The 15,005-nt window shown below is 72.7% G+C and carries 10 protein-coding genes; 5 read left to right on the top strand and 5 right to left on the bottom strand.

Translation table 11 applies throughout. The features are described from left to right. Positions 1 to 65: 65 nt before the first annotated feature. Positions 66 to 1,037 carry an extracellular catalytic domain type 1 short-chain-length polyhydroxyalkanoate depolymerase gene (locus tag EV385_RS05980; RefSeq protein ID WP_130508539.1) on the top strand — a complete coding sequence of 324 codons (972 nt, stop codon included), beginning with the start codon at positions 66 to 68 and terminating at the stop codon, positions 1,035 to 1,037. Positions 1,038 to 1,059: 22 nt separating this feature from the next. Here EV385_RS05980 and EV385_RS05975 read toward each other — a convergent pair whose 3' ends face one another. Continuing rightward, on the bottom strand, positions 1,060 to 2,142 hold the full coding sequence (locus tag EV385_RS05975; protein WP_130508538.1) for a DUF3616 domain-containing protein: 1,083 nt from the start codon (positions 2,140 to 2,142) through the stop codon (positions 1,060 to 1,062). Between the two features lie 257 nt (positions 2,143 to 2,399). On the opposite strand from EV385_RS05975, the gene EV385_RS05970 reads away from it, so the two are divergent. Next, complete coding sequence (locus EV385_RS05970; RefSeq protein ID WP_130508537.1) at positions 2,400 to 3,635, top strand: acyl-CoA dehydrogenase family protein; 1,236 nt, start codon at positions 2,400 to 2,402, stop codon at positions 3,633 to 3,635. A gap of 42 nt (positions 3,636 to 3,677) precedes the next feature. Here EV385_RS05970 and EV385_RS05965 read toward each other — a convergent pair whose 3' ends face one another. Continuing rightward, positions 3,678 to 4,097 carry a glycosyltransferase gene (locus tag EV385_RS05965; protein WP_130508536.1) on the bottom strand — a complete coding sequence of 140 codons (420 nt, stop codon included), beginning with the start codon at positions 4,095 to 4,097 and terminating at the stop codon, positions 3,678 to 3,680. A 359-nt stretch (positions 4,098 to 4,456) separates the two neighbouring features. On the opposite strand from EV385_RS05965, the gene EV385_RS05960 reads away from it, so the two are divergent. After that, positions 4,457 to 7,279, top strand: coding sequence for a S8 family serine peptidase (locus tag EV385_RS05960; protein ID WP_130508535.1), 2,823 nt, complete (start codon positions 4,457 to 4,459; stop codon positions 7,277 to 7,279). A 46-nt stretch (positions 7,280 to 7,325) separates the two neighbouring features. Here EV385_RS05960 and EV385_RS05955 read toward each other — a convergent pair whose 3' ends face one another. The 3 genes from EV385_RS05955 to EV385_RS05945 all read right to left on the bottom strand — a co-directional run bounded on the left by EV385_RS05955 (position 7,326) and on the right by EV385_RS05945 (position 12,210). Continuing rightward, complete coding sequence (locus EV385_RS05955) at positions 7,326 to 10,262, bottom strand: glycosyl hydrolase (protein WP_130508534.1); 2,937 nt, start codon at positions 10,260 to 10,262, stop codon at positions 7,326 to 7,328. 815 nt (positions 10,263 to 11,077) lie between these two features. Then, positions 11,078 to 11,974, bottom strand: a complete 897-nt coding sequence (gene ppk2 / locus EV385_RS05950; protein WP_130508533.1) for a polyphosphate kinase 2 — start codon at positions 11,972 to 11,974, stop codon at positions 11,078 to 11,080. A 56-nt stretch (positions 11,975 to 12,030) separates the two neighbouring features. Continuing rightward, a complete protein-coding gene (locus EV385_RS05945) occupies positions 12,031 to 12,210 on the bottom strand; it encodes an ATP-binding protein (RefSeq protein WP_242624738.1) in 180 nt (59 codons plus the stop codon). A gap of 432 nt (positions 12,211 to 12,642) precedes the next feature. Here EV385_RS05945 and EV385_RS05940 point away from each other — a divergent pair, with 432 nt between their 5' ends. Both EV385_RS05940 and EV385_RS05935 read left to right on the top strand, forming a co-directional pair. Continuing rightward, on the top strand, positions 12,643 to 13,746 hold the full coding sequence (locus EV385_RS05940; protein ID WP_130508532.1) for a HesA/MoeB/ThiF family protein: 1,104 nt from the start codon (positions 12,643 to 12,645) through the stop codon (positions 13,744 to 13,746). Further along, a complete protein-coding gene (locus tag EV385_RS05935) occupies positions 13,743 to 15,002 on the top strand; it encodes a hypothetical protein (RefSeq protein ID WP_130508531.1) in 1,260 nt (419 codons plus the stop codon). Before EV385_RS05940 ends, EV385_RS05935 begins: the two co-directional genes overlap by 4 nt. Positions 15,003 to 15,005: the final 3 nt, after the last annotated feature.

Here is a 15,005-nt window from a genome sequence, read left to right as displayed (position 1 = left end):
ATGTCGCGGCCCGGCGGCGGGACCTAGCCTGGGCAGATCCCCGAATCCCCCACGCGGAGGCCGCCATGGCCCATTTCCCCATCCGCCGTGTCCGTCACCTCGCCGTCGTCCTCGCCGTCCTCCTCGGCACCGCCCTCGCCGCCCCCCGGCCGGCGCATGCCGCGGGCCTGGAACAGGTGACCGGCTTCGGCACCAACCCCGGCAACCTCGCCATGTACGCGTACCGCCCCGCTGACCTGCCGCCCGGGGCGCCCGCGGTCGTGTTGCTGCACGGCTGCACCCAGGACGCCGCCGGCTACTTCGCCAACTCCGGGTGGCGCACCTTCGCCGACCGGTGGCACTTCGCGCTGGTGCTGGCGCAACAGCGCACGGCGAACAACTCCGCCGCCTGCTTCAACTGGTTCCTGCCCGCAGACACCGGCCGGGGGCAGGGCGAAGCGTTGTCCATCCGGCAGATGGCCGGCTACGCCGTGGCCACGTACGGATCCGACCCGTCCCGGATCTTCGTCTCGGGCCTGTCGGCGGGCGGCGCGATGAGCGCCGTCATGCTGGCCACCTACCCCGACCTGTTCGCCGCCGGCTCGATCGTCGCCGGCCTGCCCTACCGGTGCGCCACCTCCGTGGCCGCCGCCGTGACCTGCCAGTACGTGCCGCCCGACCGGACGCCCGCGCAGTGGGGCGACCTGGTGCGCGCCGCCTTCCCGGGTTACCCCGGGCCACGGCCCCGGGTGGCGATCTGGCACGGCCAGGCCGACTGGAAGGTCGTCCCGGCCAACGGGGTCGAGCTGCGTGACCAGTTCACCGACGTGCTGGGCGTCCCGGCGCAGCCGACCGCGACCCGGACGCTGCCCGCGGGCACCACGCTGGAGGTGTACGGCGCCGACCAGGTCCGGCTGTACCGGATCGCGGGCATGGCCCACGGCCTGCCGGTGGACCCCGGCGCGGAGGCGCAGCAGTGCGGGACCGCGGCCGCGTACTTCCTGGACACGATCTGTTCGGCGTACTCCGACGCCGTGTTCTTCGGCCTCGACCGCTGAGCCTGCGGCCAAAGCCCGGGCGTCAGGCGTCGCCGGGCGGGAGGCGGACCACGTCAGCGACGACGGCGCCGTCGTCGGTGAGGCGGTCCGCCGCCGGGCTGTCGTACACGACCAGCACCCGGCCCTGCTCGCGCGGCGCCAGCAGCCCGATCCCCTCGGCGTGGTCGTCGCCCTCGCCGTAGGGCAGTTCCACCTCCCGGCTGACGGCCTCGCCGCGGACGACCGCGGGCATCTCCACCCGGCAGGCGCCATGCCAGCGGTAGATCCGCACCGGCCCGTCCAGGTTCATGGTCGGTCCGGCCAGCACGAGCAGGTCGTCGCCGTCCGGGCACAGGTCGCGCACGCCCAGCCCGTCGAGGTCCAGCACGTACTTGCGGTAGGGCCGCTCGTCGTCGAAGGGCCGCAGCAACAACCGGCCGGGATGCTCCGGATCCGGGTACGGGCGCACCTCGAGCACGATCGCCCAGCCGCGTAGCACGGGCCCACGCAGCCCGAGGTAGACCCGGTCACCGCGGACCGCGATGCCCTCGATGTCCAGCCCGTTGTCCTTGCCCGGGATGGCCAGGAACGGTGCGAGGTGCTCGTCGTCCGCCAGCAGGGCCCGCAGGTTGCCCCGCCCGGCGAGGATCGCCGCCCGCTGCGCCTGGCCGTCGACGACGATCTCGCGGACCGGGGTGGGCAGCCCGTCCACCTCGGCGATCGGCAGCCGGACCAGGATCTGCCGGTTGTCCTGCCCCTCCACCCGGCCCAGCCGCTTGAGCGCCTTCGCGTCGGGGTGGCGGGACTTGATCTGCCGCCGGCGCAGGCTGTGCGAGCCGACCGCCCACAGGAAGTGTCCCGTCCGGGCGAGGCCCTCGATGTCGGCCTCCTCCTCGCTGTCGTCGCCGGGGAGATCGACCAGGTCGGCCAGCCGGAACGTCGCCTCGTCACCGTACGCGGTGGGGCGGTGCGGATCGTCGGCCACCAGCCGCTCCACCGTCGCGGTCTCGTCACCCGCGACCCACAGCACTGCGCCGTCGGCGCGGACCGCGGACAGGTTCGTGTGCGTGGCGGCGGCCCGGGACCGGTCCCCGAAGTGCAGCCGGACGGTGTGTTCCAGAGTCATGCCCGAGATCCTGGCATCTCCGCGCACCCGGCGGGGCCGCTAGGGCGACATCGCCGGGATCCTCGCGCGGGTCCGGGGCGGGGGCGCGGGGCCGAAGGTCCTGGGTGCGGGGGCCGGTCGCGGCTGTCAATGATCGAGGGATTTCCATACGCTCGGCACCGGGATCGACCCGCGCGCGGCCGTGTCGTCGCGCGCCGGTCGAAACCCCGCCGGGTGCGGAAACCGCCCGGCCGTGTCCTTCAGGGAGGGTGCCGGTCATGGATTCCGCTGGAGGAAACGATTCCCGAACGGTCGAGGCGGCGCTGTCCGCAGTGGACGAAGGCGGGGCGTTCCACGCGTACCGGGTCGTCGAGCTGCGGGCCCGGGCGGATGCCGGCGGGGTACACCCGGCCGTGCTGACGTTCCTGCGCGAGACCGGCGGCCCCGACACCGCCGGTGCGCGCGTCGTGACCGGGGCCTGTGCCCTGGGGGCCGGGTGGGCGGCGCTGGACCAGGCCCTCGCCTACGCGCGCAGCCGGGTGCGCCGCGGCGCCTCCCCGGACGACCACCACACCCACCGGCTGATCGTGCCGCACGCGGTCCGGCTGGAGGCGGCCCGCGCCGCCCTCGAGGCGACCGCGGCCCGGATCGACGCGGGCAACCGCTCTCCGGCTGACGGCGCCTCCCGCTCTCAGGCTGACGCGGGCGACCGCTCCGGGGCGGGCGGACCCGCGTCTGGGCTGGTTTCGCCGCCCGGCCCGGGGACCGGGCTCGACACCGACGGCGCCATCGCCGCGTACCTGGCCGTCGAGGCCGGTGCGGCCGCCCACGCGGCGGTCGCCGCGTACGGCGGGCCCGACCCGGTGATCCCCGCCACCTGGACGTGCGGTGGGCAGGCCTGGGTGCTCGGCATCGCCCGTGACCGTTTACGGGCGTATGCCGGCACCGCGGGCCGGTTCCACCGGGACCTCGCCGCCGCTCTCGGGCGGCTCCCGGCCGACTCCGGAGCCCCCACCGCCGCGCTCGCCCTGGACTGCCTGGCCGCGCTGCTGGACGGCGCCGAGTCCCCCCGGCCGGGGTGGGGGGAACTGGTCGCGTCCGCGGAGGCCGCCGGGTGGCTGGCCCGCCGTGCGGTCGCGGCCGCCGCCGGTGCCCTGCCAGCGGCGGCGGACCGGGGGTTCGCACCGGCCGGGTGCGCCGCGCTCAGCCGGATCTTCGCCCGCCAGGCGGCGCTCGCGGTTGCCGAGGAGACGCTGCGCCGTGCGCCCGGGCCCGTGCGGCCGGGCCACAGACCGGAGCGAGACGCGCCACCACCGGGGCTGGCGGAGCGAGTGGGGCTGGCCGAGCGAGTGGGGCTGGCGGAGCGAGTGGGGCTGGCGGAGCGAGTGGGGCTGGCGGAGCGCATCGGGCTGCTGGACCGGGCCCGGGCCGCTCAGGCCGGGCTGTTCGCCGACCTCGACACGGTCGCCGCCGCACTGGCCGTCCGTGCGGTGGAACCGGTTACGGCCTCCTGATCAACCACTCGGCCGCTGGGGCAAGGCCGGCAGGGTGGCCGATCAGGCCTCGATGGCGTAGCCGTCGCGGGCGCGGTGCAGGTTCTCCACGACCTCGTACGGGTCGATCTCGCCATCGCCGTCGATGTCGAGGATGCCGATCCAGGTCCCGCCGGCGGCCGCGAAGCCCGCATCCAGAGCGGCGCCCTTGTCCTGGATCTCGCGGCTGGCGATGACCCGGGTGTGGGCCACGTCGGCCAGGGTGGCGCCGGAGCCGTCGATGCAGCCGGCGGAGACGGCGATCACCTCGAAGCTGATGTTCTGCGCGTGCAGCACCTCGGCCAGCCGCTGCACCGTGCTGAGCAGCCGGCCGCCGGGCTTGTGGAACGGGATCACGACGGAGAAGTCGACGGTGGTGGGGCGCGTTCCGGCGAAGGCGGGAACGACGACGGGCGGGGCGGCGATCAGGTTCGCAACGGTCATGCCCCAACGGTCGGAGAGCAACCTCAACGCCACCTCATTCGGAATTCAAGGCGTCCGCAAATGTTGTCACCGTCACATTCTGGGAGCCCTCCCAAGAACTGTCCATTGTGGTGGCACGCCTTTGTGAGGCCAATCCCACGCTGGAATGTGCGCCATCTGCGGGCCATTACCGGAGCCGGCAACATCTTTGGTGCCGTCCGGAAGCGATGGCCTGCGGCGGGTGCCGCCCGGCAATCGCGCCGTCATGACGGCGCAAGGCATCGGCAACAAGTGCAAGAACTTGCAAGCCATTCACGTACGTCGATAGCGTCCCCACCGGCTCCATTCGCGGAGCCGCTCCCGGGGAAGGGACGACCCAGGTGACGAACGACAGGCCGACCCGGCGCCGCTGGACCGCCGCCCTCGCCGCCGCGGCCGCCGTGACCGCGCTGGCGACGGACGCCACGGCGGCCCGCGCGGCGGACGACCACACCGGCCGCCCGACGAACACCACGGCGGCCCGCGCGGCCGCCGAGGCCCCGGCCGCGATCTCCGCCCAGGTACGCGCCGAGGTGGCACGCGGCGACACGACCTTCTGGGTCCTGCTGCGCGACACTCCCGACCTGAGCGCCGCCCGCCGCGCCGCCGGACAGGCCAAGGCCGGCGCGGTCTACCGGGCCGCCACCACGGCCACGGCCCGCCATCAGGCCGGACTCCGCGCGCTGCTCACCCGCCGTGGGGCACGGTTCAGCACGTACTGGATCTCGGACACGATCCGGGTCACCGGCGGCGCCGCCCTGCTGCGTGAGCTCGCCGCGCGGCCCGAGGTCAAGGCGGTGCTCCCGGACAACCCGGTCCGGCTGCCCACCCCGGTCACCGGCACCACGCACGCCGCCGTGCAGGGCACGGAGTGGAACATCGACCGGGTCGGCGCGCCGCGCGTCTGGAACGAGCGCCACGACCGGGGCGAGGGCATCGTCGTCGCCAACGTCGACACCGGCGTTCAGTACGACCACCCGGCGCTGGCCGCCGGATACCGCGGCCGCCGCGCCGACGGCGGCTACGACCACGACTACAACTGGTTCGACCCGGCGCACATCTGCGCCGACCCGGCCCCGTGCGACAACGTCGGCCACGGCACGCACACCATGGGCACGATGGTGGGCGGCGAGGGCGAGACCGCGATCGGCGTCGCCCCCGGCGCGAGCTGGATCGCCGTCAAGGGCTGCGAGACCAGTTACTGCTCGGTCGCCGCGCTGCTGGCCGCCGGGCAGTGGATCGTGGCGCCCACCGACCGTTCGGGCAACAACCCCCGCCCGGACCTCGCGCCGGACGTGGTGAACAACTCGTGGGGCGGCGCGTCCGGCTTCGACCCCTGGTACTCCGACGTCGTGCGCGCCTGGGCCGCCGCGGGCATCTTCCCGGCGTTCTCCGCCGGCAACTCCGGCCCCACCTGCGGCACCGCCAACACTCCCGGCTCCTACACCGCCACGTACGCCTCGGGCGCCTACGACATCAACAACGCCATCGCGTCGTTCTCCAGCCGCGGGACCGGCCAGGACGGTCTGGTCAAGCCGAACATCGCCGCACCCGGCGTGGACGTGCGCTCCAGCGTCCCCGGCGGCGGGTACGCGGTCTACAGCGGCACCTCGATGGCCTCCCCGCACACCGCCGCGACCGTGGCGCTGCTCTGGTCGGCGGTCCCGGCCCTGCGCCGCGACATCGCCGCCACCCGCGAGGTGCTGGACACCTCCGCGATCGACGTCGATGACGTGTCCTGCGGCGGCACCGCCGGCGACAACAACGTCTTCGGGCAGGGCCGCCTCGACGCGGCCGCCGCGGTCACCCTGGCGCTCAGCCCGTCCGGCAGCCTGGTCGGGACGGTCACCGCGGGTGGCACCCCGCTGACCGGGGCCACCGTGCGGGTGAGCGGCCCGGCCGAGCGCAGCGTCACGACCGGCGCGGACGGCGGCTACCGGTTCGCGCGGCTGGTGGCGGGCGCGTACCGGGTGCGGGTCACCGCGTTCGGGTACGACACGTCCGAGGCGCAGGTGCAGGTCGACAACGGCGCGGCGGACCGGCTCGACGCCGATCTGACCGCGAGCGCCTCCGGCCTGCTGACCGGAACGGTGACCGCGGGCGCGGCTCCGGTGCTCGGCGCGACCGTCGCCCTGGCCGGCACCCCGGTGTCGGTCACGACCGACACCGACGGCCACTTCCGGATCGCCGCGCCGCTGGGCACCTATCAACTCACGGTCCGCCCGGTCGGCGGATGCTCCGCCCCCGCCACCCGCGCGCTGACCCTCGCGGGCGACGCAACCCTGGCGATCGCCCTGGACCCGGTCACTGATCACTACGGCCACACGTGCGGGCCCGCCACCGAGGCGTACCGGACCGGTGACACCCGGGTCGACCTGACCGGGGACGACCTCGCCGCCCAGGTCACCATCCCGTTCCCGTTCCCGCTGTACGGCGTCGAGCACAGCGTGGCGTGGGTGAGCACCAACGGTGTGATCGCCTTCGGCGGTCCCGCGCCCGCGTTCGTCAACACCGCGCTGCCCAGCGCGGACCAGCCCAACGACGCGCTGTACCCGTTCTGGGACGACCTGTACGTCGACGCCGAGGCCGGGGTGTGGACCACGGCCGACGCGGACACGTTCGTGGTGGAGTGGCGCAACGTGCGGTTCTTCAGCGACCCGCAGCAGCGGCTGTCCATCAGCGCGATCCTGCACCGCGACGGCGGGGTCACCTACCGCTACCGCAATCCGCAGGGCGCCTCGGCCACCGGCCGGTACGCCACCATCGGCGCGGAGAACCCCACCGGAACGGACGCGCTGGCGTACTCGGTGGACACGGCGGGCGTGGCGACCGACGACATCGGGGTAACGATCCGCCCGCCCGCCGGGCGTGTCCCGGCCGCGTTCCACGTCACCACCCAGACCCGCTGGGGCCAGAACGTGTACGTCGTCGGGGACGTGCCGCAGCTCGGCGGCTGGGATCCGGCGCGCGGGGTGCCGCTGGGCGCCGGCGGTTACCCGGTCTGGTCCGGCGGGGTGGGCCTGCCCGCGGGCACCCAGATCGAATTCAAGTACGTGATCCGTGACCCGGACGGCACGGTGACGTGGGAGCCCGGCGCGAACCGCACCGCGCTCACCCCACCGTCCGGGCGGTACGAGACGAACGACGTCTTCCGCGGGCGGTGACCGCGTTGGGGGTCCGGTCCTCTCCGGCCGGACCCCCAGCGGCGGTTCACTCGTACGGCAGCTCCACCCGGGACTGGTCGCCCAGCCCGAGGGTGGTGGACTGACTGCCGATGGCGCTCCACACCTCGACGGTCACGGTGCCGTGCCGCAGGTCGCCGGCGGTGCCCGTAGCGCTGAGCAGGCCGGCGGCCTGGGTGTAGTGCTCGTATCCGGGCAGCGGATCGGTGGCGAAGTACCGGTACGTCTCGCTGCGCTCCACCGTCCCGTCCCCGGTCAGGTCGTAGGAGATCCGCACCTGCACCCCGTTGCCGACGGCCGTGCCGGCGTCGAGGAACAGGTCGAACGCGGTCGTCCCGCTCCGGTAGGTCAGGTCGACGCCGGTGGCCCGGTAGACCAGGGCACCGGCCGGGGTGCCGTCGTGGTTGCCGGCCGCGGCGGCCACCGTCGCGGTGCCCCGCGCCCCGGCGGCACCGGACAGCTGCCCGGCCGCACCGGCCAGCGCGCCCGAGACCAGGTAGAGCGTCGGCGACGCGGGCGTGGACGGCGTGGGGCTGGACGGTGTCGGGTTGGACGGCGTGGGGTTGGACGGGGTGGGGCTGGACGGGGTGGGGCTGGACGGGGTCGTCGACGGGTCCGGGTCGGTGGACGGCTGGGCGGAGCCGTTCCCGCCGCTCCACGAGTGCGCCCCGGCCGCGACGGTCCGCCCCGCCGGGACGTTGACGACCCTGCCGTCCGAGAACGTCACCGTGATCGCGCGGTCGCCGGTGTTCGCGGCGACGTACGTGCGGGCGCCGCCCTCCGTGAACACCGCCGCCAGCGGATGGTCGGCGTGCACCGCGGTGTCCACGGTGCCCAGGGCCGCCAGGTTGCGGATCCAGTGGAAAGTGTGCCCGCGGCTCTCGCCCTCCTCGGTGGTGTATCCGGGATTGGCCCGCAGGTTCGCCAGCGCCGCTGCCCCGTCACCGAGCGCCTGGTACGACCAGAGCAGGTCCTGCCACACCGACGGCTCGCCGCCGTTGTTGCGCACCATCTCCGCGTACGCCGAACGCACGTACCCCGGGTGGCGGCCCAGGTAGAGGTGGCCCGCGGTGATCGGCAGGCGGTTGATGCCGATGATCATCTCCGGCTCGGCGCTGAACCAGGTGGAGTACGCCCCGCCGTCGCCCCACACCATGCCGACCCCACTGTGGGCGAACGCGGCGGGGAAGTTGTCACCGTCCACATCGAACCAGTACTCGTCGATCGTGGCGGCCTGCGTGGTGTATAGGAACACCCCCGCGTCCCGGATCGCGGTGTTACCGGTCGCCTGACCCCACAGGATCGTCGCGGCCGCGAAGTTCATCCCCTCCGAGGACGACTCCTGGTTGTTGCCCGCCCCGAACGAGCCGTGACCCGACGCCCAGTCGTGCCCCTCGTAGATGTCGAAGTCGCGCAGGAACGGGAAGCGGGCGTCGGTGCGGTCGTAGTTGTTCGCGTCCCGGATCAGCATGTCGACCATGTCCGCGTACGGTGCGGTGCGCGCCCAGGCCGGGTCGAAGCGGGCCAGGGTCGCCGCCGCGGTGATGAAGTAGCCGTAGTGGAAGCTGTGGTCGTTGAGCTCGGAGTCGGACCCGTAGGACGCCGGGTAGCCGATGAGCGCACCCCAGTCACCGTTGTACGAGAACACCTGCCTGGTCTTGCCCGGCGGGGCGGTGAACCAGTCGGTGAGCGTCGCCTTGATGGCCGCGACCGCGCGGTCGCGCGTCTCGTTGTCGTTGACCAGGTCGGCGATCTCGGCGATCCGCGCCGCGCGGCCCAGACCCTTCCCGGTCCAGTATGTGTCCTCACCGACCCGGGCCTGCGGGTTGGCCCGGTCGGCGCTCAGGTACCTGGTCAGCGTGGCGAGGTCGGCACCCGTACCGTCACCGACCGCGGGCAGTTCCGGCAGGACGCCGTGGAACGTCATCGTGGTGCGGAACGTGCTCACCCCGGCCAGCAGTTTCATCGTGCCGCGGGCGGTCCGGTAGGTGGGCGCCAGCGGGGTGGCTCCGGCGAGGTGCTTCCACTGGTGCGGGTACAGCCCCACCATTGTGCCGGTGGCGTCGCCCTCGCGGGCCCGGGTGGTGAAGGAGTACGTGGTGCTGACGGCGCCGGTGGAGGGGGCGTACTGGTAGTCGAGGCGGGTGCCGGTCACGTGGGCGTGGGCGTACCGGCCGAACTGCTGCGCCAGGGCGGTGCGTCCGGCGTTGTCCGTGCTGCGGGGCAGCAGTGCCACGGAGAAGTAGCCGCGTCCCGCCAGCCCCGACGTGACGGTGGTGCCGGTGACGGTCCAGGATGCGCCGGTGGGCGCGTACCCGACGTAGTCGTGGCCGTTGGCGGTGAAGCCGATGGTGGCGCCGTCGCGCAGCCACACCGTCGGGGTGCCGGTGGTGGTGATGACCGCGTCGCCGCCGCTGGCCTGGAAGTAGGCGAACGGCAGGCCCTTGCCGATGGTCGCGCGCAGGGTGCGGGACCCGTCGCTCCAGTACGGCGTCACCGTCCAGTCGCTCCAGTCGTCGACGGCGACCACGGGCGCGGCGAGCCCGGCCACGCCGACGCGGATGTCCTGCACGTACGGATAGTGGAACTCGCCCACGCCGGTCGCGGTGCCGGAGATCGCGGGGGTGTCGTTTCCGGAGAGGCCCAGCCCGTCGCGGTAGGTGTCGAACGAGATCGGATGCGCGTGCAACGGCTCGCTGTACGCGCATTCGGTGCGCTTGAAGACCAGTGAGGACCACCAGTCGTTGGTCGGCAGGGCCCCGGCCGGGGCGCGCGCCGTGAGGAACTGGCGTGGCCGGGTGGAGAGGTCACCGCAGCCGGAGGGGAGTGGGCCGACCCGGTCGGTGGTGTAGCCGGCGGTGGGCGCGGCCTGGGCGGGGAGCATGGCGGCCGTGAGTGCGACGCCGGTGAGGACCAGCGCGGCGGTCGCCCCCGCCAGCCCGGCACGAATTCCCTGAGGTGTCATCGAATTCTCCAGGAAATACAAGGACCCCCGGCCACCTCAGGCGGCCGGCGGTCCGGCGTGTGAAGGAAAGACGCTGTTTCTGGGCGGCGTCAGGCGACGGACCAGTGGCTCTGACCCGCTCGAAGGGGAATGGGGAGTGGGGGAGGAAGTGGGGAGATGGCTGTGAGAGCGCTCTCTCACGAAGGTAAGTGATCGCCATAAGTGACGTCAATGTTTCGGGACTGTTTCAACGTCTGCTGTGGACGTCCACCGCGCCCGTACTCGGTCAGCGCGCGTACGCTCCGGAAACGGTTCCAACAGGCGCAACGTCACCCGACGGAGGAGCCGGAACCGGTTCCAACCGGAACCGGTTCCGAAACTGCGCCAGTCACGCCGCATTCGTCGAGCGGGCAGGGCGCAGGCGAGCCGGGCGGGTGCAGGCGAACAGCGGCAAGCGCCGCCGGTTCGGTGGAGGTGCTGCTTTCCTTCGTTTCAGGAGGAGGCGGGCGGCACCGGGGCGGCCGACGGGGCGGCGGGCGCGGGTGCCCCGGGCGCGCCCGGGGCTCCTGGCGCGCCCGGTGACGCGGGTGGGACCTGCGGCGGGACGGGGGCGCTCTGTGCCGCGGTGGTTTCGGCGTCCGCGGCGGCCGGGCGGGGCTCCGTGGCGGGGGCGCCGCGCCTGCCGGTGTGGTCTCGTCGCTCATGATGTCTCCTGCTCGCTCGCCCGCGTGGTGCCGCCGATCCTGTGCGCAGGGGCGGTGACGGTCATCCTGCGCGCGCCGCATAGGCAGGGCGAGGGTCATTCACTAAGAACTCCCAAAAGCTGCCCGCCGTGGTCAGTCTTTGATCGAATCCCGGCCCCGCTGCACGATCAGCGGGTCCGCCGGGTAGACCACCGCCGGGTCCTTGCCCTCGTACGCGAATTGATTCAGGAAGAAGCGCATCGCGTTGATCCGGGCGCGCTTCTTGTCGTTGCTCTTGATCGACGTCCACCGGGCGTGATCGGTGTCCGTGTGCTCGATCATCGCCTCCTTGGCGGTGGTGTAGTCCTCCCAGCGGTCCAGGGACTCGATGTCCATGGGTGAGAGCTTCCACCGGCGCACCGGGTCGATCTGCCGGATGGCGAACCGGGTGCGCTGTTCGGAGTACGTCACCGAGAACCACAGCTTGGTCAACGAGAAGCCGCTTTCCACCAGCATCTCCTCGAACAGCGGCGCCTGCCGCAGAAAGACCTCGTAGTCGCGGTCGGTGCAGAAGCCCATCACCCGCTCGACCCCGGCGCGGTTGTACCACGACCGGTCGAACAGCACGATCTCCCCGGCGGTCGGCAGTTGCGTGACGTACCGCTGGAAGTACCACTGGCCGAGTTCGGTCTCGGTGGGCTTGGTCAGGGCGACGACCCGGGCGGCACGCGGGTTGAGGTGTTCCACGAACCGCTTGATGGTGCCCCCTTTCCCGGCGGCGTCGCGGCCCTCGAACAGGATGACGTGCTTGCTGGCGGTGTCCTGCGCCCAGTACTGGAACTTCAGCAGCTCGATCTGCAGCTGGTACTTCTGCTCCTCGTAGAGGTCGCGGTCGAGCCGCTCGTCGTACGGATAGTCCTCGCGCCAGGTCTCCACCGGGTTGCCGCCCGGGTCGATCAGGTCCGGGTCGGAGAGGTGCTCGTCGTGCCGCACGCTGTAGCCGTCGCGCAGCAGATGATCCAGGTACTCCCGGAAGTTCTCGCGTATCACCCCTGGAGTATCGATCCCCGCCTACAGCTTTGGGTGCCAACGACGTAAACGGCTGACTATCCCTGGGAGCGGGGCAGGCGGATGGTGCCGACGGTGCCGTGCGGCTCGTGCGGTTCCGTGGTGACCGTGCCGCCGTGCTGGGCGGCGGTCTGGGCGACGATCGCCAGTCCCAGCCCGGAACCGGGCATGGCCCGGGCGGCCGGTGCCCGGTAGAAGTCCACGGCAAGGATCCGCATCACCCTCCGTCGTCCCCGCTACCAGCATCGGCCGGGCGACGGCGATAAGAGTCGCCGCGCAAACGGTACGGACCACCCCGCCAAGGTGACGATAGTAACGAAACGGGTATAAGCCATAGATCAGATACATCCGTCTTGTCCAATCCCTGACTGGTATGTGTCGCATCGGCGAATGAGGCGCCCCCCGCCGTCCGCCTACCTTCGATGTGTCGGTCGGGCACACCGCCCGCCGGATCCGGAAGAACACGAGGGGAATCGCGTGAAGATCAAGGTGAAGAAGGTTGAGCGCATCGAGGCCACCCGTCCGCACCTGGACCCGGACCCGCCGCAGGGTGCCGCGTAAGCGTTGAAGGTTTGGCCGGCCCGGCAATCGCCGGGCCGGCCCCTTTATGTCCCGTCCAGCCCGAACTGTTGCGAACAGGAGCATGGCGAATGCCGGTCCGGCCCCGACTCAAGCCCATCTCGGTCGTACGGCGGCCCTCCGAGGTGATCCTCGTAGGGCGTGCGCTGGAGGCGACCTACCTCGACGACGCCGACGGCAGCGTCACCGCGCTGCTGCAGGTGCTCTCGCGCGGCGAGCACACCGTCGCCGAACTGCCCGACGCCATGCGCGGCCACGGCTTCGAGGTCACCGAGGCGGAGATGGCCGGCGCCGTCGAAGCCCTCGACGAGGTCGGCGTGCTGCTGCGCGCGGACGCCGACGCCGGACTCGACCCGGCCACCCGCCGCCGCCACGAAAGCAACCTGCGCTTCTACGACCTGTTCGCGGGCCTCGACCGCAGCGCCGTCGACTACCACCGCGACATGGCCGCCGCCGACGTGCTGCTGCTCGGCGCGGGCGGCATGGGCAGCGGCGTCCTGCAGGCCCTGGTCGGCCTCGGCGTGGGCCGGGTCCGCCTGGTCGACTTCGACGTCGTCGAGGAGAAGAACCTGGCCCGGCAATTCGCGTACGGGCGCGACGACATCGGCCGCCGCAAGGTGGAGGCCGCGCGCGACTGGGTCGCCCGGTACTCCCCGGGCACCACGGTCGTCGAGGCGGTCGACGAACGCATCACGGACGTCGCCGACCTGCGCCGCCTCGGTGCCGGGGCGTCGCTGGTCATCTGCGCCATCGACTCCCCGAACGACGTGCACCTGCTCGTCAACGAGGCATGCTTCGCGCTGGGCGTGCCGTACATCGCGGCGGGCCTGCAGTACTCGACGATGTTCTACTGGTCCGTCGAGCCCGGGGTCAGCGCATGCCGGCTGTGCCTGGAACTCGACCGCGAGGACGAGAGCGGAGGCATTCCCGAGCTGCTTGACCGGTCCGTGGTGCTGCCGGCCGGGCGGGTGAACCGGGCCACCGGGCCGATCGCGCAACTGCTGGCGGGCTACGTGACGCTGGAGGCCGGGCGCTACCTGACCCGTACCGATCCGCCGGTCGCCGCAGCGGTCTACCACACCGTCGAACTGGCCGACGGGATGCGCACCACCCGCGCCGAGTGGGCGCGCAACCCGCGCTGCCCGCTGTGCGCGGGGGCGGAGGAGGCTCGATGAGCGTCGACACCACCGAGGCCCCCACCAACTCGGCCGCGCCGTTGCCCACGCTGGCGCAGATCGCGACGCTCACCCTGGTGCCCGATGGCGACGGCTTCGTCGTGGGCAGCCCACACACCGCCGAGTACGTCGAGGTGCCCGAGCTGGGCGCGGAGATCATCCGGTGGTTGCAGCAGGGCGTGGACATGGCCGAGTGTGAACGCCGCGCCGCCGACCTCGCGGGCGAACCGGTCGACGTCGCCGACTTCCTGAGCGTCCTGGCCGACGAGGGTCTGTTCGCGCGGGAGCAGGACCAGAACCGCCTCGCGGGCCCGGTCGCCCGGCGCGTCGGCCGGCTGCTGTTCGGCCGGGCCGCCTGGATTCTGTACGCCGTGCTCGCCCTCGCGGGCCCGGTGCTACTGATCTCGGTGCCGGAGCTGCGACCGTCCTATCGCGACGGATTCCCGTTCCACACCCAGCTGCTCAACATTCTGGCGGTCAGCCTGCTCGGCATGGCCGCCGTCGCCGCCCACGAAGGCGCGCACGTGCTCGCCGCCGCCGCGTACGGAATGCGCAGCAAGCTGTCCGTGAGCCGCCGGCTGTATTTCCTGACCTTCCAGGCCGACCTGACCCGGCTGTGGAGCCTGCCCCGGCGCGCCCGCTACGGCCCGCTGGCGGCCGGGATGGTGTGGGACGCCGTCATCATGACGATCGCGCTGCTGCTGCAGGCCACCCTCGCGGACCAGCTCGGCCCGGTCACCGTACGTCTGCTGCGCGCGCTCGTGCTGCTGCAGTTCACCGCGCTGATCGCGCAGATCATGGTGTTCATGCGGACGGATGTGTATGCCCTGTCGGTGAACGCGACCGGCGCGAAGACGCTGTGGGCAACCAAGGGTGCGCTGCTGCGCCGCTACCTGCGCCGCGCCACCCGGGCCGACCTCCGGCAGCTCGCCGACGCCGATCCCGGCGAGATCCGGTGGGCGCGCCGCTACCTGTGGCTGTACGTGCCGGGCATCGCGGTCGCCCTGGGCTACCTGGTGTGGTTCGTGCTGCCCAGCCTGCCGCACCTGATCGAGCTGTGTGTAGCCCCGATCCGGGCGGACGGACTGACCACGCTCGCCGCGTGGCAGGGCCTCGCCGCCCTCGCGATCTCGGTCGTGCCGATGCTGTGGGCCCTGTCCGGCGCGATCCGCAGCGGTGTCCGGGTCGTCGCTACCGCGGCCGCCCGTCGCCGACCAGGCAACCCGGTCGCCGAGGCCGCCGGCCGGGTCACCTGAGTC

The organism is Krasilnikovia cinnamomea, assembly GCF_004217545.1.
GTDB classification, from domain to species: domain Bacteria; phylum Actinomycetota; class Actinomycetes; order Mycobacteriales; family Micromonosporaceae; genus Actinoplanes; species Actinoplanes cinnamomeus.
The sequence above is the reverse complement of the archived record's forward strand: the minus strand, read 5'-3'. Positions and strand labels throughout refer to the sequence as shown.

Excerpts from the sequence above, each read along its gene's own strand:
- EV385_RS05980 (WP_130508539.1), top strand. The coding sequence starts at position 66 with ATGGCCCATTTCCCCATCCGCCGTGTCCGTCACCTCGCCGTCGTCCTC.
- EV385_RS05975 (WP_130508538.1), bottom strand. The coding sequence starts at position 2,142 with ATGACTCTGGAACACACCGTCCGGCTGCACTTCGGGGACCGGTCCCGG.
- EV385_RS05970 (WP_130508537.1), top strand. The coding sequence starts at position 2,400 with ATGGATTCCGCTGGAGGAAACGATTCCCGAACGGTCGAGGCGGCGCTG.
- EV385_RS05965 (WP_130508536.1), bottom strand. The coding sequence starts at position 4,097 with ATGACCGTTGCGAACCTGATCGCCGCCCCGCCCGTCGTCGTTCCCGCC.
- EV385_RS05955 (WP_130508534.1), bottom strand. The coding sequence starts at position 10,262 with ATGACACCTCAGGGAATTCGTGCCGGGCTGGCGGGGGCGACCGCCGCG.
- EV385_RS05945 (WP_242624738.1), bottom strand. The coding sequence starts at position 12,210 with ATGCGGATCCTTGCCGTGGACTTCTACCGGGCACCGGCCGCCCGGGCC.
- EV385_RS05940 (WP_130508532.1), top strand. The coding sequence starts at position 12,643 with ATGCCGGTCCGGCCCCGACTCAAGCCCATCTCGGTCGTACGGCGGCCC.
- EV385_RS05935 (WP_130508531.1), top strand. The coding sequence starts at position 13,743 with ATGAGCGTCGACACCACCGAGGCCCCCACCAACTCGGCCGCGCCGTTG.